Origin of the sequence: Isoptericola sp. NPDC056134, assembly GCF_042264825.1 — a bacterium.
GTDB classification, from domain to species: Bacteria; Actinomycetota; Actinomycetes; order Actinomycetales; family Cellulomonadaceae; genus Isoptericola; species Isoptericola nanjingensis.
On sequence record NZ_JBHJVM010000005.1, the window covers coordinates 96616 to 123099 of the forward strand.

The 26484-nt window shown below is 74.7% G+C and carries 23 protein-coding genes; 10 read left to right on the forward strand and 13 right to left on the reverse strand.

The features are described from left to right. Positions 1-58: 58 nt before the first annotated feature. Entirely contained in the window at positions 59-613 is a 555-nt protein-coding gene (dut, locus tag ACFCZN_RS06880) for a dUTP diphosphatase (RefSeq protein ID WP_430556272.1), read from the reverse strand. An 85-nt stretch (positions 614-698) separates the two neighbouring features. Here dut and ACFCZN_RS06885 point away from each other — a divergent pair, with 85 nt between their 5' ends. Continuing rightward, entirely contained in the window at positions 699-1169 is a 471-nt protein-coding gene (locus tag ACFCZN_RS06885; protein ID WP_430556273.1) for a DUF3093 domain-containing protein, read from the forward strand. A gap of 122 nt (positions 1170-1291) precedes the next feature. Here the strand turns inward: ACFCZN_RS06885 and ACFCZN_RS06890 are convergent, their stop codons facing one another. The 3 genes from ACFCZN_RS06890 to ACFCZN_RS06900 all read right to left on the reverse strand — a co-directional run bounded on the left by ACFCZN_RS06890 (position 1292) and on the right by ACFCZN_RS06900 (position 3437). Further along, a complete protein-coding gene (locus ACFCZN_RS06890) occupies positions 1292-1591 on the reverse strand; it encodes a DUF4193 domain-containing protein (RefSeq protein WP_429729811.1) in 300 nt (99 codons plus the stop codon). Between the two features lie 271 nt (positions 1592-1862). After that, positions 1863-2708, reverse strand: a complete 846-nt coding sequence (locus ACFCZN_RS06895) for an inositol monophosphatase family protein (protein WP_430556377.1) — start codon at positions 2706-2708, stop codon at positions 1863-1865. Positions 2709-2774: 66 nt separating this feature from the next. Continuing rightward, positions 2775-3437 carry a trimeric intracellular cation channel family protein gene (locus ACFCZN_RS06900; protein WP_430556274.1) on the reverse strand — a complete coding sequence of 221 codons (663 nt, stop codon included), beginning with the start codon at positions 3435-3437 and terminating at the stop codon, positions 2775-2777. Between the two features lie 152 nt (positions 3438-3589). Between ACFCZN_RS06900 and sepH the strand changes: the two genes are divergently transcribed. Next, positions 3590-4807 (forward strand): septation protein SepH, encoded by a 1218-nt coding sequence (gene sepH, locus ACFCZN_RS06905; RefSeq protein WP_430556275.1) that lies wholly within the window; start codon positions 3590-3592, stop codon positions 4805-4807. A gap of 33 nt (positions 4808-4840) precedes the next feature. Here the strand turns inward: sepH and ACFCZN_RS06910 are convergent, their stop codons facing one another. From ACFCZN_RS06910 to ACFCZN_RS06935, 6 genes are all read right to left on the reverse strand, one after another. After that, positions 4841-5500: a thymidine kinase gene (locus ACFCZN_RS06910; protein ID WP_429763737.1), complete on the reverse strand. Its 660-nt coding sequence runs from the start codon at positions 5498-5500 to the stop codon at positions 4841-4843. A gap of 48 nt (positions 5501-5548) precedes the next feature. Beyond that, a complete protein-coding gene (locus ACFCZN_RS06915; RefSeq protein ID WP_429763738.1) occupies positions 5549-6163 on the reverse strand; it encodes a DinB family protein in 615 nt (204 codons plus the stop codon). A gap of 56 nt (positions 6164-6219) precedes the next feature. Then, a complete protein-coding gene (locus ACFCZN_RS06920; RefSeq protein WP_430556276.1) occupies positions 6220-7437 on the reverse strand; it encodes an alkaline phosphatase family protein in 1218 nt (405 codons plus the stop codon). After that, positions 7434-8033: a DUF5998 family protein gene (locus ACFCZN_RS06925; protein WP_429763740.1), complete on the reverse strand. Its 600-nt coding sequence runs from the start codon at positions 8031-8033 to the stop codon at positions 7434-7436. The genes ACFCZN_RS06920 and ACFCZN_RS06925 overlap by 4 nt, the downstream gene beginning before the upstream one ends. Further along, positions 8011-8886, reverse strand: a complete 876-nt coding sequence (locus ACFCZN_RS06930; RefSeq protein WP_430556277.1) for a DUF899 family protein — start codon at positions 8884-8886, stop codon at positions 8011-8013. The genes ACFCZN_RS06925 and ACFCZN_RS06930 overlap by 23 nt, the downstream gene beginning before the upstream one ends. Before the next feature lie 95 nt (positions 8887-8981). After that, positions 8982-11816 carry a GNAT family N-acetyltransferase gene (locus tag ACFCZN_RS06935; RefSeq protein WP_430556278.1) on the reverse strand — a complete coding sequence of 945 codons (2835 nt, stop codon included), beginning with the start codon at positions 11814-11816 and terminating at the stop codon, positions 8982-8984. A 204-nt stretch (positions 11817-12020) separates the two neighbouring features. Here ACFCZN_RS06935 and ACFCZN_RS06940 point away from each other — a divergent pair, with 204 nt between their 5' ends. Continuing rightward, positions 12021-14504 (forward strand): DNA topoisomerase (ATP-hydrolyzing) subunit A, encoded by a 2484-nt coding sequence (locus ACFCZN_RS06940; RefSeq protein ID WP_430556279.1) that lies wholly within the window; start codon positions 12021-12023, stop codon positions 14502-14504. A gap of 9 nt (positions 14505-14513) precedes the next feature. On the opposite strand, the gene ACFCZN_RS06945 is transcribed toward ACFCZN_RS06940, so the two are convergent. Beyond that, a complete protein-coding gene (locus tag ACFCZN_RS06945; protein ID WP_429763744.1) occupies positions 14514-15221 on the reverse strand; it encodes an alpha/beta fold hydrolase in 708 nt (235 codons plus the stop codon). A 50-nt stretch (positions 15222-15271) separates the two neighbouring features. Here ACFCZN_RS06945 and ACFCZN_RS06950 point away from each other — a divergent pair, with 50 nt between their 5' ends. After that, positions 15272-15742: a GNAT family N-acetyltransferase gene (locus ACFCZN_RS06950; RefSeq protein WP_429763745.1), complete on the forward strand. Its 471-nt coding sequence runs from the start codon at positions 15272-15274 to the stop codon at positions 15740-15742. Here ACFCZN_RS06950 and ACFCZN_RS06955 read toward each other — a convergent pair. Beyond that, the gene (locus tag ACFCZN_RS06955; RefSeq protein ID WP_429763747.1) at positions 15655-16404 is read right to left on the reverse strand and encodes a lysoplasmalogenase; all 750 of its coding nucleotides are present in this window, start codon (positions 16402-16404) and stop codon (positions 15655-15657) included. The genes ACFCZN_RS06950 and ACFCZN_RS06955 overlap by 88 nt on opposite strands. An 85-nt stretch (positions 16405-16489) precedes the next feature. After that, positions 16490-17605, reverse strand: a complete 1116-nt coding sequence (locus ACFCZN_RS06960) for a GNAT family N-acetyltransferase (RefSeq protein WP_430556280.1) — start codon at positions 17603-17605, stop codon at positions 16490-16492. Positions 17606-17755: 150 nt separating this feature from the next. Here ACFCZN_RS06960 and ACFCZN_RS06965 point away from each other — a divergent pair, with 150 nt between their 5' ends. The 6 genes from ACFCZN_RS06965 to ACFCZN_RS06990 all read left to right on the forward strand — a co-directional run bounded on the left by ACFCZN_RS06965 (position 17756) and on the right by ACFCZN_RS06990 (position 26409). After that, positions 17756-18649 (forward strand): SMP-30/gluconolactonase/LRE family protein, encoded by an 894-nt coding sequence (locus ACFCZN_RS06965; RefSeq protein WP_430556281.1) that lies wholly within the window; start codon positions 17756-17758, stop codon positions 18647-18649. Between the two features lie 88 nt (positions 18650-18737). Continuing rightward, positions 18738-22313 (forward strand): methionine synthase, encoded by a 3576-nt coding sequence (gene metH, locus ACFCZN_RS06970; RefSeq protein ID WP_429763750.1) that lies wholly within the window; start codon positions 18738-18740, stop codon positions 22311-22313. Between the two features lie 61 nt (positions 22314-22374). Further along, positions 22375-23034, forward strand: coding sequence for a GNAT family N-acetyltransferase (locus tag ACFCZN_RS06975; protein WP_429763751.1), 660 nt, complete (start codon positions 22375-22377; stop codon positions 23032-23034). Positions 23035-23203: 169 nt separating this feature from the next. Continuing rightward, positions 23204-23626: a PQQ-dependent sugar dehydrogenase gene (locus tag ACFCZN_RS06980; protein ID WP_430556378.1), complete on the forward strand. Its 423-nt coding sequence runs from the start codon at positions 23204-23206 to the stop codon at positions 23624-23626. Between the two features lie 44 nt (positions 23627-23670). Further along, positions 23671-25335 carry a PKD domain-containing protein gene (locus tag ACFCZN_RS06985; protein ID WP_430556379.1) on the forward strand — a complete coding sequence of 555 codons (1665 nt, stop codon included), beginning with the start codon at positions 23671-23673 and terminating at the stop codon, positions 25333-25335. 84 nt (positions 25336-25419) lie between these two features. Next, the gene (locus tag ACFCZN_RS06990) at positions 25420-26409 is read left to right on the forward strand and encodes a sugar phosphate isomerase/epimerase family protein (protein WP_430556282.1); all 990 of its coding nucleotides are present in this window, start codon (positions 25420-25422) and stop codon (positions 26407-26409) included. Positions 26410-26484: the final 75 nt, after the last annotated feature.

Below are 26484 nucleotides of genomic sequence, written 5' to 3' on the forward strand. Positions count from 1 at the left end.
CTACCCATCTCCCACAGTAGACCGGTTCGCTCACGCCCCCGGTCCGCTCCCGGGGGCGTCAGCCGCCGGCGAAACCGCCGCTCGAACCGAACCCGCCCGCGCCCCGGTGCGACCCGGGCAGCGTCGTCGCCACGAGGAAACGGGCGTGCTCCACCCGCTGCACGACGAGCTGCGCCACGCGGTCGCCCCGGCGCAGCCGCACCGGCTCGGCGACGTCCGTGTTGAGGAGGATCACCTTGATCTCCCCCCGGTAGCCCGCGTCGATCGTGCCGGGGGCGTTCACCACGGTCACCCCGTGCTTCGCCGCGAGGCCGGAGCGCGGGTGCACGAACGCGGCGTACCCCTCCGGCAGCGCGATCGCGACCCCGGTGGGCACGACGACGCGGCCCTGCGGAGGGATCTCGACGTCGACCGTGGTCACGAGGTCCGCGCCCGCGTCGCCCGGGTGCGCGTACGCGGGGGTCGGCACGTCGTCGAGCAGGGTGACGAGGACGTCGACGGTGCTCGGGTCGGTGCTCGGGTCGGTGCTCGGGTCGGTGCTCGGGTCCGTGCTCACGTGGCTGGCGTCGTGGCTCGCGGGCGGCGTCACGGGCTGGCTGGCGGTGTCAGGCACCCGGGAAGCGTAGCCGACCGGCGGACGGCTCACCGGCGTCCCGGACCGGGGCGGGTCCGTGCCGCGGTGCTGGGATGATGGTCCCATGAGCGAGCACGCGGCCCACCCTCCCACCGTCACCGGCCCGGTCTACCGGGAGCGGCTGTCCCCGGGGCCGGCGGCCTGGTGCGGCGCCGTCGGGCTGGGCGTCATCGTCGGGGTGACCCTGTGGCCGCTCGCGCACACGGTCGGTGCCGTGGTCGGCCTGCTCGTCGCGGCCGCCACCCTCGCGGCCCTCGTCGCGACCGCGCCCGTGATCGCGGTGGCCGACGGGCGGCTGCGCGCCGGCAAGGCGCAGATCGCCGTCGACCTCCTGGGCGAGGTCACCACGATGGACGACGCCGAGGCGATGCGGACCGCCCTCGGCCCCGCCCTCGACGCGCGCGCGTTCGTATGCCTGCGCGCGTGGGCGCGCACCGGCGTGCGTGTGGAGCTCGAGGACCCGCTCGACCCGACCCCGTACTGGCTGCTGTCGACCCGGCGTCCGCAGGAGCTGGCCGCGGCGCTCACGCGCTGAGGGCAGGCACCCGTCTCGTCGGCTCCCGTCGTCGCGCCGTCCCGGGGACGACGAAGGCCGTCACGTCCTCGACGTGACGGCCCGTGTCGTCCGTGGTGCTGGTGCCCCGACGCTGCGGTCGGTCAGGCGGCGCACTCCGTGCAGATCATCTGGCCGTTCTTCTCGTAGGCCAGCTGGCTGCGGTGGTGGACGAGGAAGCAGCTCGTGCAGGTGAACTCGTCGGCCTGGCGGGGCAGGACGCGGACCGCGAGCTCCTCGCCGGACAGATCGGCGCCGGGAAGCTCGAAGCCTTCCGCGGCCTCCGTCTCGTCCTCGTCGACGACACCCGACGACTTGTCGGAACGACGCGCCTGGAGCTCCTGGATCGAGTCCTGCTCCACGTCCTCGTCGTTCTTGCGGGGGGCGTCGTAGTCGGTTGCCATCTGTGTGGTCACGCTCCGTGGTGTCGGGATCGGTACGCGCTGATAATGCTCGGTGACCGGGTTTTGTTCCCGGTCGGCCCACGGATTGTGCACCATTTCGGGCGGGCGCGCGACACCACGCGCTGTTCCTCGTGTCACAGCGCGACGATCGGCCGCTGACCTGCGACGACGCACCGCCGCTGCGCGCTGTTCGCCCTCGGCGTGACGGTCGGTCTGACGCAGTTTTTCACCCCGGCGCCCGGGCGTGGAACGACCGAACCTCGTCAGCCGCTCAGCCGCGCGCGCCGTCCTCCGGACGGTCGGCGTCGGCGTCCTCGAGCAACCGGACGAGCTCCGTCACGACCGGGGTCGCGCCCGCGACCGTCATGGCGGCGCCCGGGCCACGACCGTGCAGCCCGCCGACCCACGCCCCGGCCTCCGCGGCCACGAGCGCCCCGGCCGCCAGGTCCCACGGGTTGAGCCCGCGCTCGTAGTAGAGGTCCAGCGCTCCCTCTGCGAGCAGGCACAGGTCGATCGCCGCGGACCCGATCCGCCGGATGTCGCGCACCCGGGGCAGGACGTCGACGAGGACCTCGGCCTGGCGGGCGCGCCGCTCGGGCGCGTACCCGAACCCCGTGCCGACCAGCGACCGCGACAGCGCGTCCGGGCGGCGCACGCGCAGCGGCCGCCCGTCGCGCTCCGCCCCGCCACCCCGTGCCGCGGTCCAGGTGCGTCCGTCGACCACCGAGTGCACGCAGCCTGCGAGCGCCGTCCACCGCCCCGGGTCGGGGGGACCCGCCACAACGGCCACCGAGACGGCATAGGACGCGACGCCGTACACGTAGTTGACCGTGCCGTCGATCGGGTCCAGCACCCACGTGAGCCCGGACGTCCCCGGGACGTCGTCGCCCTCCTCGCCGAGGATCGCGTCGTCGGGCCGCTCCTCGGCCAGCCGCCGGCGCAGCAGCGCCTCGGCCGCCCGGTCCATGTCCGTCACCGGGTCGACGTCGGACGACTTGGTCGCGGCGACCTCGACCCGCTCCGGGCGGCCGTCGCGCACCAGGGCCCCCGCCTCGCACGCGAGGCTGCGGGCCAGCGCCCGCAGCGCCTCGACGTCGACGTCGATCTCGACGTCGATCTCGACACCGGTGCCGGTGTCGCTCCCGTCGGTCTGGTCCCCGTTCGCCGCTCGCTCGTCCACGGCCTACATCTTGCCCGACCGCCGCCCCCACCGGGCGGTCCAGCCGGGGCCGGGGTGCGGCACGGTCCACCCGCGCGCGAGCGACGCGATGCGGAACCCGAAGACGAGGACCACCACCCCGAGGGCGGTCCATACCTGCAGCACGTCCTCGTGCCACAGCAGCGCGGTGAGGCCGGCGCCGACGAGCGCGGGCACGGCGTAGAGCTGGCGGTCCGCGAACACGAGCGGCACCTCGCCCACGAGCACGTCCCGCAGGATCCCGCCGCCCACGGCGGTGAGGACCCCGACCACCACGGAGGCGAGGACGCCCGCGCCGAGGTCGAGCGACTTCGTGGTCCCCTGCAGCACGAAGAGCGACAGCGCGGCGGCGTCGAGCACGAGGATGGAGCGCCGCATCCGCTCCAGGCCCGGGTGGAAGAAGAAGATGATCACGCCCGCGGCGAGCGCGGCCAGCACGAGCCGCCAGCTCGAGATGCCGACCGGGGGCGTGTCGCCGATCAGGACGTCGCGCAGGATCCCGCCGCCGAGCCCGGTCACCCACGCGAGGACCAGGACGCCGAACGCGTCGAACCGCTTGCGCACGGCGGCGAGCCCTCCCGAGACCGCCGCGACGAAGACGGCGACGAGCTCCAGGTAGGAGACGGGGCCGGAGGCGAACGCGTCCACGGGACGCCATCCTCCCAGGCCCGCCCGCCCGGGGCGCGCCAATCGACGGCACACCGACGCGCCTGCGCGGCGCCGCCCCGCGCCGGTGGCACCCTCGAACAGGCGGACCCGCCCCGACGGAGTTCCCGAGGGCGACCTGTGAGGGAGGAAGCATGGCCGAGCTCGAGCTCGTGAGGCTGCACGAGGACGGTGAGCGCCTGGTCCTGCGCGGCCCCGACGGCACCGAGAGCACCCTGCCCATCACGGAGGCGTTGCGCGCCGCGGTGCGACGCGACCGACCGCGCACGGAGGCGCTGCGCGCCCAGGCGGCGACGACCCTGCGCCCGCGCGACCTCCAGGCGCGCCTGCGTGCGGGGGCGTCGGTCGAGGAGCTGGCCGAGGAGTCCGGGCTCCCGGTCGAGCACGTGCAGCGCTACGAGTGGCCCGTGGCCGCGGAGCGCGACCACGTCATCGGTCAGGTGCGCGCCCACCGGCTGCCGGGCGACGACGAGACGACGACGCTCGGGGAGGTCGCCGACACGCGGCTGGCCGCGAGGGGCGTTACGGCCGACCAGGCCCGCTGGTCCGCCCGCCGCGACGGCACCGCGCCGTGGGTGGTCGAGGTGCGGTTCTCCGCCGGCGACCGCGACCGGTCGGCACGCTGGACCTTCGACCCCAAGGGCCGCGTCGTGACACCGCTCGACGACGAGGCGCGCTGGCTCGGCCAGCCGGACGACCCGGTCTCCCCCGACGTGCTGGGCGTGCCCTCGACGAGCGGCCGGACGGTCGCCCCCCGCCGCCACCCCGACGACGACACCACGGCGCTGCTCCTGGACGACCTCGCCGGACGGCGCGGCCAGCGGCCCGGCGACCGCCGGAGGACGCCCGCCCGCGCGGCGGACGACGTCCCGCCCGCGCCGGAGCCGGTTCCCGTCGGCCACGTCAGCGCTCCCCCGGCCGACGCGTCGGCCGGCGCCCCGGAGCCGGAGCACGCCGACCCGGCGGGCGCGAGCGTCGTCGACCTCGGGTCGCGCCGGGCGGGCCTGCGCCCGCCTCCCGACCGTTCGACCCACCCGTCGTCCGCGCGCCGGCCGGTGCCCGGGATGCTGCCGCTCGACCAGGACGACGTCGGGTCCGAGAAGGCCGACGGCGCCACGGACGCGCGCCAGGACCATCACCAGGACGGTCACCAGGACACCCGTTCCGACGTCGTCGACGACGCGCCCGCACCCAGCGGTCCGCCCGCGCAGGGCGCCGCCGGGCCGCAGCCCGCCGCACCGGCGCCCCGGAGCGACAAGCCGGCGGGCGCGCGACGCCCGGGACGCAAGGGCCGCGCGCAGGTGCCGAGCTGGGACGAGATCGTGTTCGGCGGCGGCCGCCCCTCGTCCTGACCGCCGGCCCACCTCCGGCCGACGTCCGGCGGGCTACGCGCCGTCGCCCAGGTCCAGCTGGTCCGTGACCGCCGCGCGACGGCGGGCGTCGGCCTGCGTCATGCGTCGCATGTGGTGACGCCGGCACAGCACCTCGTACGACACCGGCCCGCCGTCGGGCGCCCCCGCGACGTCGCCGACCACCACCTGGTCGCCCTCGACGACCATCACGCCACCGACGGTGCGCGCGTTGTGGGTGGCCCGGGCGCCGCACCAGCACAGGGAGCGCACCTGCAGCTCCTCGACGCGGTCCGCGAGCTCGATGAGGCGGGCGGCGCCGGGGAACAGCCGGGTGCGGAAGTCGGTGGTGATGCCGAAGGCGAAGACGTCCAGCTCCACCTCGTCGACGAGCCGGGCGAGCTGCTCGACCTGCGCCGGGGAGTAGAACTGCGCCTCGTCGCACACGAGGTAGTCGACGACGCGACCAGCCTGCCGCTCGGCGGCCACGACGTCCCAGAAGTCGGTGTGATCGGTGACCTCGCGGGCGTCCACCTCGAGCCCGAGCCGCGACGACAGCCGGGACGTGCCGGCGCGGTCGTCGCGGGTGAAGATCAGCCCGGTCCGCCCGCGCGCCGCGTGGTTGTGGTCGGTCTGCAGCGCCAGCGTCGACTTGCCGCTGTCCATGGTCCCGGAGAAGAAGACGAGCTCGGCCATGGGCCAGATCCTGTCAGACCTCGCGCCTCCCCGGCGTCGTGCCCCGCGCTACTGGCCCACGCGCCCGTCCACACGCTCCCGCAGCAGGTCCGCGTGCCCGCAGTGCCGCGCGTACTCCTCGACGTGGCTGAGCAGCAGCTCCCGCAGCGAGATCGCGCCGCCCGGCTCCGCGCCGAGGTCGGAGAAGCCGGCGTTCGTCGCGCCGAGGTCGTCGATGCCGTCGATCATGCGGTCCGTGGCGGCCATCTCCTCGCGCCAGTGCAGGAACGCCTCGTCGACGACGGCGGGGTCGGCGACGGCGCCGTCCCAGTCGCCGTCGCGGTGGGCCTCGCTGCGGTACAGCCACGGCGCGTCCTCGCCGGTCATGATGCGGCGCACGTGCCGCTCGTCCTCCGTGAGGTGCCGCACCAGGCCCAGCAGCGACATCGTGGACGGCGGCACCGAGCGGCGGGCGAGCTGCTCCGCGTCCAGGTCGGCGCACTTCATCTCGACGGTCAGCCGGTACGAGCGCAGTGCGTCCAGCAGGATCGCCCGCTCGTCGACCAGCTCGACGTCGCTCTCGCGCGGGTCGTCGTCGGGGTCCACCCACATGTCCGGGTAGACGGTGGCGCGGGTCCAGCGGGGCGCGGGGGCCTGCTCGCCGCCCTGATCGAGCTGCTCCATCTCGGCATCGTGGCACCCGGCACGCGGGCGCGCCACGACATTCGGCGCGGCGCGCGCTACGCCTGCGCGACGAGCAGCGGCACGACCATCTCCGCGGGTGTCAGCGACCCGTGCACGCCCGGCATCTCGCGGGCGCCGGACGGGTGCAGGCGCGAGTCGACCACGGTCGCCGCTCCTCGCGCCGCGACCAGGACGTCGCCCACGGCGGGGAGCACGTGGTCGGCCACCGGGCCCAGCCAGCCGGCCGCGACGGCGTCGTCGCGCAGGACGACGAGCGCGTCGTCCCCGAGCACCGCGGCCCAGCGGGCCGCGACGTCCCGCGGGTCGGCGCCGGGCGTGACGTACACGTGGCCCGCGCGCGGCTCGCCGCCGAGGAGCGCGACGTCGCGCGCGAGCTCACGGTGCGCGGCGACGTCGTGCTGGCGGGAGAGGTCCGCCGTCACCTGACCGTGGTCGGCCGTGACGACGACGAGCGTGCCCCTCGGCACGGAGCGCACGAGGCGGCGCAGCTCGGAGTCCGTCTCCTCCAGGGCGTCTCCCCACTGCCACGACTGCGGGCCGTGCTGGTGGCCCGCCTTGTCCACGGCGCCGTGGTAGAGGTACACGAGGCCGGGCGCGCGCAGCTCGCGCACCGTGGCACCCACCTGGGCGTCCAGCCCCTCGGCGGCCAGGTAGCGCGGCCCGCGCAGCGCCGCGCGGGTCATCCCGGAGCCCGCGAACCGGGCGGGGCCGGGCGAGGTGACGCGCACGCCGTCCCGCACGAGCGTCTCGAGCACCGTGGGCTCGCGCTGCACGTCCTCAGGCTCGGCACGCATCGGCCCGGAGAGCTTGGTGCGCCGGTACGGGTCCGACTGCTCGGTCCAGGACACCGTGGTGGCGAGGCCGCCCGTGGCGGGGTTGCGCTGCGTGTAGCCCAGGAGCCCTGTGCGGCCGGGGGCCGTCCCGGTGCCGAAGGTCGCGAGCGCCGCCGCCGTCGTCGAGGGGAAGCTGGAGAGCACCGATCGGCCGTCCGCGGCCAGCGAGCGCAGGAACGGGGCGTGCCCGCCGCGCTCGGCGAGGTTGGCCAGGCCCAGGCCGTCGACGAGGACCACGACCGCGCGCTGCACCTCGGACGGCAGCCCGAGCGCGTCGCGGCAGTCCGCCGACCGCAGCCCGGTCGCCGTCGTGAGGTCCGCCCCGAGGGCGCCCGCGACGGCGGGCAGCACGGCGGCGAGTGAGCCCGTCCCGTAGGAGGGTGCGAGGAGGCCGTCGGGCAGCGCGAGGGTCGCCGTCATCGGGCGGCGCGCCCGCCCGCCCCGGTCGCCGCCGACAGGGAGCGCGAGAACGCGATCGCGCGGCGCAGGGCGTCCCGACCCTCCGCGGCCCCGCTGACGCGTACCACGACGTCGTCGGGCGTGAGCGTGCCGGTGAGGCCGTGGTCGGCCTCACAGTTCGGGTCCGGGCACTGCGCCGGCTCGAGGTCGACGCGGGAGACGGCGCCCCACCCGATCGCGAGCGTGAGCTCGGACGCGCTGTCGCCGGGCCGGTGCTCCGCCGGCTCGTCCACGATGTGCGTCAGCGCGACGGACCGGATCTCGTTCAGCGGCACGGCCTCCGTGGTCGCGGCCGCCGACGACGGGTGGGCGGCGTCGCCCTCGTGGTCGTCGACGTGCGCGGTGACGAGGCGCGTCGGCGTGAGGGCCAGCACGGTGAGGTGCCGGCGCACGGCGTCGTCGAACGTGGTCTCCGCCTGGACGAGGTGGGCGAGCACGTCCTCGTCGGCGAGGGCGACGTCGAGGACGTCCTCCACGAGGTCCGGGTAGTACCCGGCCCGGCGCACGTGGGCGGACAGGTCGGCACGGAGGTTCTCACGGGCGGTCGCATGCGGCACCCGCGCATTCTCCCACCACCCCCGGCGGGAGACCACCATCGCCGGGGCGGGCCGTCCCGTGCGGGTGGTCGTGACCCGAGTCCCCCGCCGGGGCGGCGTCCGGGCGCGCCCACTGGGCGGTGGGCCGGCCCGCACCCCAGCCGCTGCCGGACCCGTCCGCGTGCGCCCGCCAGAACCAGCCGGGCTCCCTGCCGTCCGGCCACCCCTCGGGGCAGTCCTGCCAGGCCTCGAGCCTGCCGCGGGGCGTCAGGTCGAGCAGCGCGAGCGCCGGCATCGTGGCCTCGCAACCTCGCCCCGTGAGCGTGCCGGTGAGGAACACCCGGTCGCCCTGGCGCAGGAAGCACACCCAGGTACCGGAGTTGTCGCCGCGCACGATCTCGTCCGCCCCGCGGGACGCGGGGTCCGCGACCGCGTACCAGTGCTGCGGGTATTCCATGAACTCCACGAACGGCGCGAGCTCGGCGTAGGTCGCCTGCGCGAGCACCGCGAACGACACGCCACGGGCGGTGAGGTAGGCAGGGTCCTGCACGGCGAGGTACGTGAGGGTGCAGCCCGCGCACTGGTCCTCGACCGGCGCGCCCGGGTGCCACATGTGCTGGTAGACGACGAGCTCCTCGCGCCCGGCGAAAAGGTCCAGCAGCGTGGTGGGGCCGTGGTGCCCGACGACGACGGAGCCCGCGTCGACCTCCGTCATCGGCAGGCGGCGGCGGGCGGCGGCGATCGCGTCTCCCTCCCGCGTGTGCGCCTTCTCCCGGACGAGCAGGTCCTCGCGGGTGGCCCGCCAGGCCTCCCGGTCGACGATGGGCGGGACGGCGGGCGCCGAGGCGACGCCCTCGGTCCGGGTCGTGGTCATGGTGCGCTCCTCGCTGGTCGGCTGTCATCAGCACGACGAACGGGGGACGCCCGGACCGACACTCAGCCGGGCATCAGCCGGGCATCAGCCGGGGATCAGCCGGGCAGCGCGCGCCGGGGAGCGTCGGCCCGCTGGGCCCCCGACCGCAGCCGGACGACGGCGTGCAGCACGCTCACGCCGACCGAGCCGACGACTACCGGGTACAGCTCCAGCGACGCGAGCTCGGGGAGGTCGTCGGCCAGCACGGACACGCGCGCGAGCACGTCCTCGAGCGCGTCGATGTCGGCCTCCGGCGCGCCGCCGTACCCGAACAGCCGCGGCGCCGCGCGCACGGTGCGCACCATGGCGGCCACGTCGACGTCGGTCAGGGGCGGGATGCCGTAGGCCACGTCGTCGAGGAGGTCGGTCGCGTCGCCCGCGAGGCCGAAGGACACCTTCGGGCCGAACAGCGGGTCCTCGCCGGAGCGGATGACGCACGGCACCCCGACGGGAGCCATCGCCTGCACCTCCATGGCGGGCTCGTCCTCCCCCAGGACCTCCAGCGCCACCTGTCGCATGCGCTCGACGTCGGCACGCAGCTCGGCGGCGTCCGTGATGTCCAGGCGCACCCCGCCCAGGTCGGTGCGGTGGCGCAGCGCCGTCGACGCGGTCTTGAGGGCGACCGGCCAGCCGAGCGCGTCCGCCGCCGCGACGGCCTCGTCCGCCGTGCGCACGGTCCGCGAGCGCCACAGCCGGACGCCGTAGCAGTCGAGCAGCTCGGCCGTCTCGTCCTGGGTGAGCACCCGCCCGTCGCCGCCCTCGGCGTCGGCGAGCCAGCCCTCGACGAGCCGGCGCGCGCGCCGCGCGTCCATCCCCTCGGGCCGCACGTGGGTGCCGCGGTCCTCCGTGCGCCAGCGCGCGTACGTCACGACCTTGCCGAGCGCCGTCACCGCGTCCTCCGGCGTGGAGAACGCGGGGATCCGCACGGGCGTGCCGTCCGGGCCCGTCGCCGCGAGCTCGTCGGGCAGGCCGCTGAGGCCGAGCATCGACGCGACCGTGGTGCGCCCGGTCCGCGCGGCGGCCTCGGCGACGGCCCGGGCCACGGCTCCGGTGCGCGGCACGACGACGGGCACGTCGACGGCGACGACGACGTCGCACGCCCCCGGCGCGTACAGGGCGTCGGTCACGTGGGCGATCTGCTCGTCGGTGGCGTCCGGCGGCAGGAAGTCGGACGACGCCGCGACGACGAGGCCCGCGGCGGCCGCGGCCTCGGCGACGAGGGCGGCCAGCGCGGCGGACGACGCGAGGATGCCCACCCGGCCGCCGGTCGGCAGCGGCTGGTGCGCGAGCACCTGCGCGACGTCCATGAGCTGGTGGGTGTTCTCGGCGCGGATGACGCCGGACTGCCGCAGCATCTCGTCGAGCAGGCGGCGCGGCGCCCGCGTCGCGCGCACGGCGTGCCCCGGGGGCACGACCTGCCCCGACCGGCCCGCCACCACCACGACGACGGGCTTGACCCCGGCCAGGCGGCGCGCGATCCGGGAGAACTTGCGGGGGTTGCCGATGGACTCGAGGTAGAGGCAGACGACGGCGGTGCGCGCGTCGTCCTGCCAGTACTGCATGAGGTCGTTGCCCGACACGTCGGCGCGGTGGCCCGCGGACAGCAGTGCCGAGACGCCGAGGCCGCGCCGCTCGAGCGTCCGCGTGAGCGTCACGGCGGCGGGCGCCGACTGGCAGAACATCCCGACCACGCCGGCGCGCGGCGACCGCTCCGCGAGGCTCGCGTGCAGCCGCGCGCCCGGCGTCGTGGTGAGCAGGCCGAACGACGCGGGGCCGACCACCCGCATCCCGCCCGCGTGCGCGGCGCGCACCAGCTCGCGCTGCCGGGCCAGGCCGTCCGGCCCCGTCTCCGCGTACCCGGCGGCCAGCACGACGACGCCGCGCACGCCGCGCCCGGCCAGGCGCCGCACCGCGTCGACGGCGTCGTCCGGCGGCACCGACAGCAGGGCGAGGTCGACGCCGTCGTCGGCGTCGCCGTCGCCGCCGCCGCCCGCAGCGCCGCCGTCCGCAGCGCCGTTCGCGCCGCCCTCGACCCCCAGCGCGTCGTCCCACGACGCCGCGACCGCGAGCCCCGGGGCGTCCGGGACCGGCCCGGGGGCGCCGAGCACGGTGAGCCGGGTGTCCCCCGGGTCGGCCGCGGCGGCGTCGACGACGCGCTGCGCGAGGTGGTGCTCTGGCGTCGCTCCCGCCGGCCCGACCGGGCCGGGTCCGACGAGCAGCACACGGCGGGCCGACAGCAGCGCCTGCATCGAGCGCGCCTCGGCGCGGTGCTCGCGGTCGGCCATCACCTCGCGGGAGCGCTCCGTGGGGTCAAGGTCGAACGCGACCGTGACCACGCCGTCGTCGAGGTGCTGGCTCACCGCGTACCCGGCGTCACGGAAGACGGCGAGCATCGACGAGTTCTGCGGCAGCACGTCCGCGGTGAAGCGCCGCACCCCGCGCTCGCGCGCCGCCGCGGCGACGTGCTCGAGGAGGACCGAGCCGAGGCCCTTGCCCTGCATCGCGTCGGCGATGTTGAAGGCCACCTCCGCCTCCGCGGGCGAGACCTTGTCGTACCGGGCGACGCCGAGCACGTCCTCGCGCGGGCGGCCGTCGTCGCAGACGCCGGGGCGCACGGCGACCAAGGCCACCCGGTCGCGCTGGTCGAGGTGCGTGAGGCGGTTCAGCTCCCGGTCCGTGAGCCGGCGCACCGGCGCGAAGAAGCGGAAGTACGCCGAGCGCTCGGACTGCGCCACCTGGAAGCGCTGGATCGCGTCGGCGTCGTCGGGACGCAGCGGGCGCACGTGCATGGTGGTGCCGTCGCGCAGCACGACGTCGGCCTCCCACGCGACCGGGTACTCGGGGTGCTGCCGAGCGTCCTGCCGCTCGTCCGGAGTGTCGGGTACGTCCACCCGAGCAGGCTATCCGGGGCCTGCGACGGCGGCTCGTCGCCGCGCCTGCGCGGCCCTGTGGGCGCCGGCGACTAGAGTCTGGTGCCGTCCGCGGAGGACGCCCGCGCCCCCAGCGAGCACGACACCGAGCACGACACGAGCACGACACGAGCACGACACCGTCCGTCCCGCCGAGCCACCCTTCGAACTCAGGAGCCGCACCGCATGGCGCGCAAGAGCAGCAGCGCACCCGTCACCGACGAGCCGTTCGACGAGAAGATCGTCGACATCGACGTCGCGGCGGAGATGGAGACGTCGTTCCTCGAGTACGCGTACTCCGTCATCTACTCGCGCGCGCTGCCCGACGCCCGCGACGGCCTGAAGCCGGTGCACCGCCGGATCCTCTACATGATGTCGGACATGGGCCTGCGGCCCGACCGCGCGCACGTGAAGTCGTCGCGCGTGGTCGGCGAGGTCATGGGCAAGCTGCACCCGCACGGCGACACCGCGATCTACGACGCGCTGGTGCGCCTCGCGCAGGACTTCTCGATGCGCCTTCCCCTGGTCGACGGGCACGGGAACTTCGGCTCGCTCGACGACGGGCCGGCCGCCCCCCGGTACACCGAGGCCCGGCTCGCCCCGCCGTCGATGGCGATGACCGCCGGGCTCGACGAGGACGTCGTCGACTTCGTCCCGAACTACGACAACAAGCTCACGCAGCCGTCCGTGCTGCCGTCCGCCGTGCCGAACCTGCTCGTCAACGGCTCGTCCGGGATCGCCGTCGGCATGGCGACGAACATGGCGCCCCACAACCTCGTCGAGGTCGTGGCCGCGGCCCAGCACCTCATCACGCACCCGGACGCGACGCTCGACGACGTCATGCGCTTCGTCCCCGGCCCCGACCTGCCCTCTGGCGGCAAGATCGTGGGGCTCGACGGCGTGCGCGACGCGTACCGCACGGGGCGCGGCACCTTCCGCACCCGCGCGACGGCCCGCGTCGAGAACGTCACGCCGCGCCGCAAGGGCATCGTCGTGACGGAGCTGCCCTACGGCGTCGGCCCGGAGAAGGTGATCGAGAAGATCGCCGACGGCGTGAAGGCCAAGAAGATCCAGGGCGTCACGAACGTGCAGGACCTCACGGACCGCACCCACGGCCTGCGCCTGGTCGTCGAGGTGAAGACCGGCTTCGACCCGGACGCCGTGCTGGAGCAGCTGTACCGCACCACGCCGCTCGAGGACTCGTTCGGCATCAACAACGTGGCCCTCGTCGACGGCCAGCCGCGCACGCTCGGCCTGCTGGAGCTGCTGCGCGTGTGGGTGGAGCACCGCATCGACGTGGTGCGCCGCCGGTCGACGTTCCGGCTCGCCAAGCGGCAGGAGCGCCTGCACCTGGTGGAGGGCCTGCTGCTGGCCATCGTCGACATCGACGAGGTCATCCAGGTCATCCGCTCCTCCGACGACGCCGCGGCCGCCCGCGAGCGCCTCATGGGCGTGTTCGACCTGTCGGAGCCCCAGGCCACGTACATCCTCGACCTGCAGCTGCGCCGCCTGACCAAGTTCTCCCGGATCGAGCTGGAGAAGGAGCAGTCGGAGCTGGAGCGCGAGATCGCCGAGCTGCAGGAGATCCTCGCCGACGACGCGCGCCTGCGCGCCGTCGTCAGCGCCGAGATGGGTGAGGTCGCCTCCACCTACGGCACGCCACGCCGCACGGTGCTGCTCGACTCCGCCGGCGGCGCCACCGCCCCCGCGGCGACGAACGGTCGCAGCAAGGCCCCGGCCATCAGCCTGGAGATCGCGGACTCCCCCACCCGGGCGCTGCTGTCCGCCACCGGACTCCTGGCCCGCACGTCGGGCGAGGCCGCGGACGCGCCCCTCGAGCGCGCCGGCCGCCGGCACGCCCACGACGCGATGCGCGGCGACGTCGCGACGACCACCCGCGGCGACGTCGGCCTCGTCACGTCCGCGGGCCGCCTGCTGCGGGTGTCGGTTCTCGACCTGCCCGCGCTGCCCCCGGTCGACGGCCCGCCGTCGCTGTCGGGCGGGATCCCGGTGAGCGAGCTCGTCGCGCTCGCGCCCGGCGAGACGGCGCTGGCCGTGGCCTCCCTGGACGAGGACGCGCCCACCCTGGCCCTCGGCACCGCGAACGGCGTCGTCAAGCGCGTCGCGGCGGGCGACGTGCCCGCGAACCGCGACGAGTGGGACGTCATCGCCCTCAAGGACGGCGACCGGGTGGTGGGCGCCGCACCGGTGGGCGAGGACGACGAGCTCGTCTTCGTCGCCTCCGACGCGAGCCTGCTGCACTTCGACGCCTCCGCCGTGCGCCCGCAGGGCCGGGCCGCGGCCGGCATGGCGGGCATCCGCCTCGGTGCAGGCCAGCAGGTCGTCTTCTTCGGCGTCGCACGGGCGGCGACCCGCGACCTGCACACCGTCGTCACGGTGGCAGGCGCGTCGGGCGCGCTGCCCGGCACGGGCGGGGGCTCGGCCAAGGTCACGCCGTACGAGCTGTACCCCGGCAAGGGGCGCGGCACGGGCGGGGTGCGCGCGCACCGTTTCCTCAAGGGCGAGGACGGCCTCGTCCTGGCCTGGGTGGGCGAGGGCCCCGCCCGCGCCGTCGGCGGCGCCGGCCAGCCCGCCGAGCTGCCGGAGAGCACCGACCGCCGCGACGGCTCGGGCCAGCCGCTCGCCGCGCCGGTCGCGGCGATCGGCTGACGCCGCGACTCAGCGCGCGACGGCGGCGACGACCGCCGCGCCCAGGTCGGCCGGGCGCGAGAACATCGGCCAGTGCCCTGTGGGCAGGTCGACGATCTCGTAGTCGTGCAGCCGCGCAAGCTCGGCGACGAACGGGTGCCCCTCGGCCATGAGGCCGCGCAGCACCTCGCCGGGCATCTCGCAGGCGATGACGGTGGTCGGGACGTCGAGCCGCTGCAGGTCGGTGCTGAGCCGGTGCCCCTCGCGGACGGTGCCGCCTGGCTGCGGGATCGCGCGCGCCCGGAACCGCGCGCGCAGGTCGTCGTCGAGCCCGGCGAGGTCCTGCTCCTCGAACGCGTCCCACGCGGGCAGCTCGTGGTCGACGACGCCGGCCGGGAGCTCGGCGTTCACGGCCTGGCCCTCGGCGAACGGCCCCGAGTCGACGTACACCACGCGGGCCACCCGCCCGGGTCGCCGGTCGGAGGCCGCATACACGAGCCCGCCGCCCGCGGAGTGCCCGACCAGGGCGACGGGCGCGTCGCCCGGGACGGCGTCGATCGCGGCGACGACGGCGTCCACGTGGTCCGCGAGGTGGATGCCGGAGCGGTCGGCGTCGACCGCCTCCATGCCCGGCAGGGTGACGGCGTGGGGCGTGTGCCCCGCCGCCGTGAGCACCGGGACGACGTCGTCCCAGGCCGATCCGTCGAGCCAGAACCCGGGTACCAGGATGATGTCCATGTCCCGAGATTAGGCGTGACATCCGACACGTCGGCTGCTTCACTGCCGCCATGCCGGACCTCGACCCGACCGACCTCCATCTGCCCGACGGTTATGCCTTCACCACCGCCCCCGAGCGGATCGACGCCGACCGGGTGCACGAGCTGCTCGCCGCGCACGCGTACTGGGCCGTCGGCCGCTCCCGCGAGCGGCACCGCGCCGCCATGGCGGGGTCGCGGAACTACGGCGTCCTCGCCGCGACGGGCGACCTCGCCGCCTACGCCCGCCTGGTCACGGACGGCGCGACGTTCGGCTGGCTCGCGGACGTGATCGTCGACCCCGCGCACCGCGGGCACGGGCTGGGCCGCGCCGTCGTCGCGGGGGCGCTGGCCGACATCGAGTCCCTCGGGCTGAAGCGGGTCCTGCTCCGCGCGTCCGACCAGGGCCGGCGCATCTACGAGCGCGCCGGCTTCACGCCCGTCCCCGAGCCCGACAGCTGGCTGCAGCTGCGCGCGAGCACGCCGGCGACCAGCAGCGCCTGACCCGCGACGTAGGTGAGCATCACCCAGAAGCCGGAGGCGGGCGGGTCGAACCAGCCGGTGAACGCGCCCAGCGCGATCATGGCGTCCGACGCCAGGAACACGGCACCGCCCGCTCCGGCCAGCGGGTGCACGCCCGTGGCGAGCACCGCCATCGCCACCAGGCAGACCCCGTACACGACCACGGCGCCCAGCAGCGGGCCGGGCGCGCCGGGGGCGCACGCCACGACGAGTGCGACGGCCGCGAGCGCGTAGGGGGCGAGGAGCGCCGGTCGGCGCGCGACGCTCGCTCGCCGGGACGGCCAGAACGCGACGACGTAGGCCACCTGGGCGAGCAGGAAGAAGCCCACCATGACGAGGAACGCGGCGTCGCCCTCGAACGCCGCGGGCGCCGTGTCCCCCAGCCACGACAGGCCGAGGGCGACGACGACGAGGCGGACCAGCCGCGAGCGAGGGGCGGGCGCGGCGCACCAGAGCGTCGCGGCGAGCAGCGGCATCAGGCAGACCTGCGTGACCCGCGCCCAGGTGCTGGCCTCGGCCACCTGGGCCACGAGGTGCAGCACGGTGAGCATCGCGAGTGCCACGGCTGCCGCGCGGGAGGTGACGGTGGGCAGGAGCCGCGGGGGCGGCGCCGGGAGCAGCCCGTGATGAACGACGTCGGTCACGCCCGGCAGCCTAGGCCCCCCGGGGCCTCCCGCCGAAACCCGGCCTCCCGGCTCCGCCGCGGCACGGCGCGCGGGCGCTGCGCGGTCAGAGCTCGATCGTCAGCAGCCGCGACCCGTGGCGTTTCGTGTACCCGAGGCTCGCGTACAGCCCGTGCGCCCCGCTCGGGTTCTGCGTGTCGACGTCGAGCGCCGCGACCGCCATGCCGTCGGCCGCGAACGCCCGCATCCCCGCCGCGAGCAGCGCGACCGCGACCTTGCGCCCGCGGTACGCACGGCGCACGCCGAGGATGTCCGTGTAGCCGAACGGGTGGCCGCGCACCGCGAAGTCCTCGGTGTACCGCGACCCCACGTGGTAGCCGACCACGAGCGGAGCGCCGACCTGCAGCGCGGCCGCGGTCTCGGCGTCGGTGGCGGGGTCGGCGAGCAGGGCCTCGACGTCCGGTGCAGGGTCCACGACGACGAACGACCACTCGGGCGCGTACGTCGCCCGGCCGCTGCGCCACTGCTCCGGCGTCTGCGGCTCGCTGCCCCAGTGGTCGCGGAACGCGTCGTTGTGGGCCAGGCGGGCCGGCTCGTCGTGCTCGTCGTCGAGCGGCACCAGCCAGAGGCCGTCGCCGAGCTCGACGACGGGCAGCGGGTGGGTGCGGAGGTCGCGCAGGTCCCGCTCGAGGTCGGAGTAGTAGCGCCGCGGCGTGAAGCCCGCCCGTTCGTACAGGCGCACCTTCGCGGCGGGCGCGTTGTCCTCGAGGAACCCCGCGAGCCGTCCCGGCACGTCCTTGCCGGAGGCCGCGAGCACCTGGCGCGCCCGCGCCTCCTGCCAGGCGAACACCTCCCGGCCGATGCCCTCACCGCGGCGGTCCGGGTGCACCCCGCCCCACAGGAACGCACGGACGCGCCGCGTGTCGCCGGGCATCGTCTCGACGTCGCCGTAGGCGCGCAGCGCGCCCGCGGCGTCCAGGCCGAGCACCGTGTCGGCCGCGAGGTCGCGCCAGGGCGTCCCCAGGAGCTCGACGATCTCCGCGAGGGACTCGCGGTAGGGCTCGTGGTCCGCGGCGGCGATCGTGTTCCGCAGGTCCAGGAGCGCGGGCGCGTCGTCGGTCGTCGCGGGCCGCCAGGTCAGGCCGCCCGCGGTCAGCGCCGGCAGCACGGCGGGGGCGGCGGCGCGCTCGGCGAGGGACCCGCGCAGGTCGGTGCTGGCCATGGGCCCACGGTAGGTCGGCCGCGGCGTCGCGCGCACGGCTTTTCGCGGCCGGCGCCGGTTGTCGCGGTGCGACGGCGTGTGGCACGGTGCAGCCACCGCGCAGCCTCCTGACCTGCGCGGACCACGCACCACGAACCGCCGGAGCCCGCGATGACCGAGACCGTCCCCGCCGTCTACGAACGCCTCGACGAGCGCTTCGCCGCCGTGCGCGGCGACGGCCGCCTCGAACGTCTGTGGACGGGTGGCCGCTGGACGGAGGGCCCGCTGTACGTGCCCGCCGGCCGGTACCTGCTGTTCAGCGACATCCCCAACGACCGCGTGCTGCGGTGGGACGAGGCGGACGGGTCGGTGAGCGTCCTCGAGTCACCGGCCCGCTACCCGAACGGCCGCACGATCGACCGCCAGGGGCGCGTCGTGACGTGCCGGCAGGGCGCGCGCCGGGTGGAGCGCACCGAGCACGACGGCTCGACGACGGTCCTCGCGGACCGCTGGCGCGGACGGCGGCTCAACAGCCCGAACGACGTAGTGGTGTCCGCCGACGGAGCGGTGTGGTTCACCGACCCGCCGTACGGCATCACGACCGACTACGAGGGCGAGCGCGCGGACCCGGAGATCGACGGCTGCCACGTCTACCGGGTCGACCCCGCCACGGGCGACGTGACCGCCGTCGCCACGGACTTCGAGCGGCCCAACGGCCTCGCGCTGTCGGTGGACGGGACGCACCTGTACGTCGCGGACACGCACCGCCGGCACCTGCGGGTCTTCGCCGTCGACGGCGGCCGGCTCGCGGGCGGGGAGGTGTTCGCCGAGCTCGACGGCGGCCCGGACGGCGTGCGCGTCGACACGGCGGGCCGCGTCTGGGTGGCCGCCGGCGAGGCGCTGCACGTGCTCGACCCCGACGGCACCCTCCTCGGGCGGCTCCACCTGCCCGAGGAGGTCTCGAACCTCGCGTTCGGCGGCCGCAAGCGCAACCGTCTCTTCGTCACGGCGTCCACGTCGGTGTACTCGATCCTGCTCACCGTGAACGGCGCGCCGCTGCTCTGAGCGGCCCGCCCGGGGTGCGTGCTCGGTGGCCCGCCCGCGGCTGTGGACGCACCGTCCGAGCCCCGCCCCGCGCCGTTACGCTGCACGGGTGACGACCACGCTCGACCCCGCCGCCGCCGACGCCCGTTCCACCGCCCTGCGCGAGGCCCTGCGCACGCGCGTCGTGGTGGCCGACGGCGCCATGGGCACGATGATCCAGGCCGCGGACCCCACCCTCGAGGACTACGAGGGGCACGAGGGCTGCAACGAGATCCTCAACGTGTCGCGCCCGGACATCATCCGCGCCGTGCACGACGAGTACCTCGAGGTGGGCGTCGACGCGATCGAGACGAACACCTTCGGCGCCAACTGGTCCAACCTGTCCGACTACGGGATCGACGACCGGATCCGCGAGCTCGCGCGGGCCGGGGCGGCGCTGGCTCGCGAGCGCGCCGACGCCTTCGCGACCGCCGACCACCCGCGCTGGGTGCTCGGGTCGATGGGCCCCGGCACCAAGCTCCCGAGCCTGGGGCACACCACGTACGCGCACCTGCGCGCGACGTTCGCCGAGCAGGCGGCCGGCCTGCTCGACGGCGGCGCGGACGCGCTGCTCGTCGAGACGAGCCAGGACCTGCTGCAGGCGAAGGCCGCGGTCACGGGCTGCCACGACGCGATCGCGGAGGTCGGCCGGTCGGCGCCGGTCATCGTCTCCGTGACGGTCGAGACCACCGGCACCATGCTCATGGGGTCGGAGATCGGCGCCGCGCTCACCGCCCTGCAGGCGATCGGCGTCGACGCGATCGGGCTGAACTGCGCCACCGGCCCGGACCAGATGAGCGAGCACCTGCGCCACCTCGCGCGGCACAGCGAGGTCCCGGTCACCTGCATGCCCAACGCGGGCCTGCCGGAGCTGGGGCCGCACGGCGCCGTGTACCCGCTCACGCCCGAGGAGCTGGCCGCGGCGCACACGCAGTTCGTGCAGGAGTTCGGCCTCGGCCTGGTGGGCGGCTGCTGCGGCACGACGCCGGAGCACCTGCGCCAGGTCGTCGAGGCCGTGCGCGGCCGCGCGCTGCCCGACCGGAACCCGCAGCGCGAGAACGGCGTCGCGTCCCTGTACTCGCACACGGACCTGCGGCAGGACACGTCGTACCTGGCCATCGGCGAGCGCACCAACGCCAACGGCTCCAAGGCGTTCCGCGAGGCGATGCTCGAGGGCCGATGGGACGACATCGTCGACATCGCTCGCGCGCAGACGCGCGACGGCGCCCACCTGCTCGACGTCTGCGTCGACTACGTGGGGCGCGACGGCGTCGCGGACGTGCGCGAGGTCGTCTCGCGGCTGGCGTCGGCGTCCACGCTGCCGCTGGTCATCGACTCCACCGAGCCGGCCGTGCTGCAGGCGGGGCTCGAGCTGCTCGGCGGCCGCGGCGTCGTGAACTCGGTGAACTTCGAGGACGGCGACGGCCCCGGCTCGCGCTACGCCAAGATCATGCCGCTCGTGCAGGAGCACGGCGCGGCCGTCGTCGCGCTGACCATCGACGAGGAGGGGCAGGCGCGCACCAAGGACGGCAAGGTCGCCATCGCCACCCGCCTCGTCGAGCAGCTCACGGGCGACTGGGGCATGCGGGTGGACGACATCATCGTCGACGCCCTGACCTTCCCCATCGCGACAGGTCAGGAGGAGACGCGGCGCGACGCCATCGAGACGATCGAGGCGATCCGCGAGATCACCACCCGCTACCCCGGCGTGCACACCACGCTCGGCGTCTCGAACGTGTCGTTCGGCCTCAACCCGGCCGCCCGCACCGTGCTGAACTCGGTGTTCCTGCACGAGGCGACGCAGGCGGGCCTGGACTCCGCCATCGTGCACGCGGCGAAGATCCTGCCCCGCAACGCGATCCCCGACGAGCAGTGGGAGGCCGCGGAGGACCTGGTGTGGGACCGCCGGCGGTACGACGACGAGGGCAACCTCGTCCACGACCCGCTCGCGCACCTCCTCGAGCTGTTCTCCGGCGTCGACGCCACCGCCCTGCGCGACCAGCGTGCCGCCGAGCTCGCCGCGCTGCCCGTCGGCGAGCGCCTGGAGCGCCGCATCGTCGACGGCGCGCGCAAGGGCCTCGAGGGGGACGTCGACGAGGCGCTGGCCGCCGGCATGAAGGCCCTCGACATCGTCAACACCCACCTCCTGGGTGGCATGAAGGTCGTGGGCGAGCTGTTCGGCTCCGGCCAGATGCAGCTGCCCTTCGTGCTGCAGTCCGCCGAGGTCATGAAGACCGCGGTGGCGCTGCTCGAGCCGCACATGGAGAAGGTCGAGGGCGGCGAGGGCCGGTCCAAGGGCACCGTGGTGCTCGCCACCGTGCGTGGCGATGTGCACGACATCGGCAAGAACCTCGTCGACATCATCCTCACCAACAACGGCTACACGGTGGTGAACATCGGCATCAAGCAGCCGGTGAGCGCCATGATCGAGGCCGCCGAGGAGCACGACGCCGACGTCATCGGCATGTCCGGGCTGCTCGTGAAGTCGACGGTCGTGATGAAGGAGAACCTCCAGGAGCTGGTCTCCCGCGGCATGGAGAAGCGCTGGCCGGTGCTGCTCGGCGGCGCCGCCCTGACCCGGACGTACGTCGAGGACGACCTCGCCTCCGCGTTCCCCGGCACCGTGCGGTACGCGAAGGACGCCTTCGAGGGCCTGCGGCTCATGGAGCCGCTCGTCGCCATCGCGCGTGGCGCCGACCCGGAGTCGGTGGGACTGCCCGCGCTGCGCAAGCGCCGGCACGGCGTCGTGACCGTGACGGAGACCGCGCCGGAGGACCTGCCCGCGCGCTCCGACGTCGCCGCCGACAACCCGGTGCCGGAGCCGCCGTTCTGGGGCACCCGCATCGTCAAGGGCATCCAGCTCGCCGACTACGCCGCGTTCCTCGACGAGCGCGCCACGTTCATGGGCCAGTGGGGGCTCAAGCCTGGCCGCGGGGACGACGGGGCGTCGTACGAGGAGCTCGTCGAGACCGAGGGCCGGCCACGGCTGGCCGCCTGGCTCGATCGGGTCCGCACCGACCAGATCATGGATCCCACCGTCGTGTACGGGTACTTCCCCGTGTGGTCCGAGGGAGACGACGTCGTGGTGGCGCACCACGAAGGACCCGACGGCGGTTCCGGCGGCGAGCCGGGTACCGAGCGCCTGAGGTTCCGGTTCCCGCGGCAGCGCCGCGACCGGCACCTGTGCCTGGCGGACTTCGTCCGCCCGCGCTCGTTCGCCGAGGAGTCCGGGCGGTTCGACGTGCTGCCCGTGCAGCTCGTGACCGTCGGCGACGCCGTCTCGGGGCACACCGCGAAGCTCTTCGAGGCGAACGCCTACCGCGAGTACATGGAGCTGCACGGCCTGTCCGTGCAGCTCACCGAGGCGCTGGCCGAGTTCTGGCACTCCCGCGTGCGCGACGAGCTCGGCTTCGCCGGCGAGGAGCCCACCGACGTCGAGGGCCTGTTCAAGCTGCAGTACCGCGGCGCGCGGTTCTCCCTCGGCTACCCCGCGTGCCCGGAGATGGAGGACCGCCACAAGGTCGTCGAGCTGCTGCGCCCCGAGCGCGTGGGCGTGACCCTGTCCGACGAGCTGCAGCTGCACCCCGAGCAGTCCACCGACGCGTTCGTCTTCCACCACCCCGAGGCGAAGTACTTCAGCGTCTGACGTCGGCCTGTCGGGGCGCGCGAGGTTCGACGTCAGGCGCGCGACCGGGGAGGATACGGTCATGATCACGCCGCAGACCGGTCACGACGTCATGCCCGCGGGGACCCGTCCGGCGATCACGGTGGACTCCTACCGGCCCACCGACCGCGCTGGCCTCTACGACGTCTGCCTGCGCACGGGCGACTCGGGCGAGGACGCCACCGGCCTGTACGCCGACGGCGATCTCCTCGGCCACGTCTACCTGGGCGCGTACCTCGAGCTCGAGCCCGAGCTCGCGCGTGTCCTGCGCCGAGAGGACGGTGCCGCCGTCGGCTACTGCGTGGCCACCGCGAGCACCACCGACTTCGAGCGCCGCTGCGAGGAGCGCTGGTGGCCGGCGCTGCGCGTCCGCTACGACGCCCCCGCCGAGGACGACGAGTCTCCGGACGCGCGGCTGCTGCGCACGATCCACTCGCCGTCCCGGACCGAGACCCCGTGGCTCGCCGAGTTCCCCGCGCACCTGCACGTGGACCTGCTGCCCGAGGCGCAGGGCGGAGGCCGCGGCCGCCGCGTGCTCGAGGCGACGCTCGACGCCGTCGCCGCCACCGGCGCACCAGGCATCCACCTCGGTGTCGGCGGGCGCAACGTGCGCGCCATCGGCTTCTACGAGCACCTGGGCTTCCGCACGCTGGAGCACCACCCCTGGGGCCTGACCATGGGGATGCGCCTGCCGCGCCGCTGACCCCGCCGGCCGCCGCGGTCGAGCCGACGACACGTCGTCCGCTGGGACCGCACCGCCCGGGTCGCGACCGTTGCCCGCGCGCGACATGATGCTGCTGTCTTGCTGACTCGACCACGGTGATGAGCACCGGGCCCCACGGTGGGTCGTCGCCAGACAAAAAGAAGGCGCCGTGCGCAGCACGACAGGTCGCAACGTCGCGACAGGCGTGACAGCAGCACTGCTGACAGCAACGTTCGTGGCCACCGGCGAGGCGGCCACCTCGAGCGACGACCCACCTCGGGACACCACGTTCCAGAAGGTCACGCTCAACGACCGGCCCGGCGAGCCGATGGACCTCGCGGTCCTGCCGAACAACGACGTCCTGCACGTCACCCGGGCGGGCGCCGTCTGGCTCAACGAGGCCCGCTCGGGCGTCAACCGCCAGATCGCCCAGCTGGACGTCTACCAGCACGACGAGGAAGGACTGCAGAGCATCGCCCTCGACCCGGACTTCGAGGACAACCACTGGATCTACATGTACTACTCGCCGCCGCTGGACACCCCGATCGACGACCCCGCGACCCCGGACGTCAACGAGGGCGACGCGCCCTGACCGGGACACCGCGGGACTTTGCGCCGTTCGAGGGACTCATCCGCCTGTCGCGGTTCCAGTACCGGGCCGGCGAGATCGACCTCGGCTCGGAGCAGCAGGTCATCGACGTGCCGGTCGACCGCGGCATCTGCTGCCACGTCGGCGGCGACATCGTGTTCGACTCCTACGGCAACCTCATCCTCTCCACGGGAGACGACACCAACCCGTTCTTCTCGGACGGGTACACCCCGATCGACGACTCCCCCGGGACCAACCCCGCGTTCGACGCCCGCCGCACGTCGGCCAACACCGACGACCTGCGCGGCAAGCTGCTACGGATCACGCCGGGGCGCGGCGGCGGCTACACCGTCCCGAGGGGCAACCTGTTCCGGCCCGGCGCCCCGGACACCCGCCCGGAGATCTACGCGATGGGACTGCGCAACCCGTTCCGCATCGAGGTCGACCCCGAGACCGACGCGGTCTACGTCGGGGACTACTCTCCCGACGCCGGCGAGGCCGACCCGGCACGTGGGCCGGCGGGACACGGCAAGTGGACGATCGTCGACAGACCCGCGAACTACGGCTGGCCGTTCTGCGCGACGCCGGAGCTGCCGTACGTCGACCACGACTTCGCGACCGGTGATTCCGGGGAGCCGTTCGACTGCGCGAACCTGGTCAACGACTCCCCGTACAACACCGGTCGAACCGTGCTCCCACCCGTCGCGCAGCCCGACGTCTGGTACTCGTACGGCGTCTCACCCGAGTTCTCGGAGCTCACGGCGGGACCGGACGACGGCATCGGGCCGATGGCCGGCCCGGTGTACCAGTTCGACCGCAGGGACACCCTGCGGCCGCGGGCAGTCGCGTGGCCGGAGCACTACGACGGGATCCCGCTGTTCTACGAGTGGACGCGCGACCACGTCAAGGCCATGCACCTCGACCGGCGAGGCACCCTGGCGGACATCGAGCCGGTGCTGCCGTCGTTCGTGTTCGACAACCCGATGGACATGGAGTTCGGCCCGAACGGGGCGCTCTACGTCCTCGAGTACGGCGACGGGTACTTCGCCGAGAACCCGGACGCGCAGCTCGCCCGGTACGACCACATCGGCCGCCGCGGGAACCACAGTCCGGTCCCGGTCGTCGGAGCCGACGTCACGGCGGGCCTCCCGCCGTTGACGGTGCAGTTCACCAGCGCGGGGACGGCCGACCCCGACGGCGACCGGCTCCGCTACGCCTGGGACTTCGACGGCGACGGTGACGTCGACGCGCGCGGTCCCGACGCCACCCACACGTACGACGAGCCCGGCGTCTACCGCGCCACCCTGACCGTCAGGGACGTCGGGGGACGCGACCGCGGCCGGCACGCCTCCGCCGACGTGGACGTCGTGGTCGGCAACGAGTCGCCGCAGGTGAGCTTCGTGGCCCCGGTCGCGGGCCAGTCGTTCTCGTTCGGCGACACGGTGGACTTCGAGGTCGAGGTCACGGACGACCAGCCGGTCGACTGTGCCCGGGTCCAGGTGACGTACGTCGTCGGCCACGACGACCACGGCCACCCGCAGACGACCGCGTCCGGATGCACCGGGTCGATCGTCACCTCGGTGCCGTCCGGCCACGACCCGGAGAACGACACCCTTCGCGGGGTGTTCGTGGCCGAGTACACCGACCCTGGCGTCGACGGGCTGCCCGGCCTCACCGGCAGCGCCGAGGTGGAGCTCGTGCCCGCCGAGTGACCAGCACCGGGGGTGCCCGGCCCGTGCCGGGCGCCCCCACCCTGTGATGCCCTGCACGATCTGCCTCGACGACGAGGAGTCGACATGTGTTATGGATTTGACGGCGACGACGCGCTGCGGCGTTCGCTCGAGACCAGAGGTTCCCACCCGTCCGGCGTCAGCCGCCGCACCCTGCTTCGGGGGAGCCTCACCGGCGCCGCCGGGGTGGCGCTGGCCGGTACCGCCGCCACCGGTTCCGCCACCGCCAGGCCCCGGGCGGGCCACGGCCCGCGCTGGGGGCGGCGCGTCCCACGGGGGAGGATCAGCATCCAGCTCTGGACCGTGCGGGACGGGCTCGGTGGCGGTCTCTACGACGAGACGCTCGGCGCCATCGCCGAGACGGGGTATCCCCGCGTCGAGCAGGCGCTCGGGTACTTCGGCCGGACGGCCCGCGAGCTGCGCGAGTTCTACGACGACCTCGGCATCCGTGCCTCGTCGTCGCACGACGGCATCTCCGAGTCCCGCGCGGCGCTGCACGAGAAGTTCCAGAACGCGACGACGCTCGGTCAGCGCTATGTCGTGGTGCCGTTCCTCGCGTCCGACTCGCTGGCGGACTGGAAGACATGGGCCCGACAGATGAACAAGGAGGCGGCCCTCGCACGGCTGTACGGCCTGCGGTACGGCTACCACAACCACGCTCACGAGTTCACGACGGACCTGGGAGGCGGCGTCACCCCGTGGGACGTCCTCACCTCGCAGCTCGATCCACACCTCGTGCATCTCGAGGTCGACCTGTACTGGGTCGTGACCGGCGGGGTGAACCTCGGCCTGTCGAACCGGCAGGCCGAGGACTTCGCCATCCGCACCATCCGCAGGTCACCCCTCCGGGTGCGGCAGTACCACGTCAAGGACCGCCACGACGACGGGCCGGAGGAGACCAGCCACGCCGACCTCGGCACGGGCTTCATCGACTTCGCGCGCATCTTCCGCGCGCACGAGGTCGAGGAGTACATCGTCGAGAACGACACGCCTGACGTGACGTACCTCCAGACGGCGGACGTCGGCTACGACTACCTCCGCAGGATCCGCTACTGACCGGCGGTGGGGGGGGCGGGAGGGGGGGGCGGGCGGGGGGGGGGGGGCAGGTTCGGGGTTGCCGCCACCCCGAAC

What these genes read in the sequence shown, in the direction of transcription:
- ACFCZN_RS06885 (WP_430556273.1), top strand. Translation starts at nt 699, where the DNA reads ATGAGCGAGCACGCGGCCCACCCTCCCACCGTCACCGGCCCGGTCTAC.
- ACFCZN_RS06890 (WP_429729811.1), bottom strand. Translation starts at nt 1,591, where the DNA reads ATGGCAACCGACTACGACGCCCCCCGCAAGAACGACGAGGACGTGGAG.
- sepH (WP_430556275.1), top strand. Translation starts at nt 3,590, where the DNA reads ATGGCCGAGCTCGAGCTCGTGAGGCTGCACGAGGACGGTGAGCGCCTG.
- ACFCZN_RS06910 (WP_429763737.1), bottom strand. Translation starts at nt 5,500, where the DNA reads ATGGCCGAGCTCGTCTTCTTCTCCGGGACCATGGACAGCGGCAAGTCG.
- ACFCZN_RS06915 (WP_429763738.1), bottom strand. Translation starts at nt 6,163, where the DNA reads ATGGAGCAGCTCGATCAGGGCGGCGAGCAGGCCCCCGCGCCCCGCTGG.
- ACFCZN_RS06920 (WP_430556276.1), bottom strand. Translation starts at nt 7,437, where the DNA reads ATGACGGCGACCCTCGCGCTGCCCGACGGCCTCCTCGCACCCTCCTAC.
- ACFCZN_RS06930 (WP_430556277.1), bottom strand. Translation starts at nt 8,886, where the DNA reads ATGACCACGACCCGGACCGAGGGCGTCGCCTCGGCGCCCGCCGTCCCG.
- ACFCZN_RS06940 (WP_430556279.1), top strand. Translation starts at nt 12,021, where the DNA reads ATGGCGCGCAAGAGCAGCAGCGCACCCGTCACCGACGAGCCGTTCGAC.
- ACFCZN_RS06945 (WP_429763744.1), bottom strand. Translation starts at nt 15,221, where the DNA reads ATGGACATCATCCTGGTACCCGGGTTCTGGCTCGACGGATCGGCCTGG.
- ACFCZN_RS06950 (WP_429763745.1), top strand. Translation starts at nt 15,272, where the DNA reads ATGCCGGACCTCGACCCGACCGACCTCCATCTGCCCGACGGTTATGCC.
- ACFCZN_RS06960 (WP_430556280.1), bottom strand. Translation starts at nt 17,605, where the DNA reads ATGGCCAGCACCGACCTGCGCGGGTCCCTCGCCGAGCGCGCCGCCGCC.
- ACFCZN_RS06965 (WP_430556281.1), top strand. Translation starts at nt 17,756, where the DNA reads ATGACCGAGACCGTCCCCGCCGTCTACGAACGCCTCGACGAGCGCTTC.
- ACFCZN_RS06975 (WP_429763751.1), top strand. Translation starts at nt 22,375, where the DNA reads ATGATCACGCCGCAGACCGGTCACGACGTCATGCCCGCGGGGACCCGT.
- ACFCZN_RS06990 (WP_430556282.1), top strand. Translation starts at nt 25,420, where the DNA reads ATGTGTTATGGATTTGACGGCGACGACGCGCTGCGGCGTTCGCTCGAG.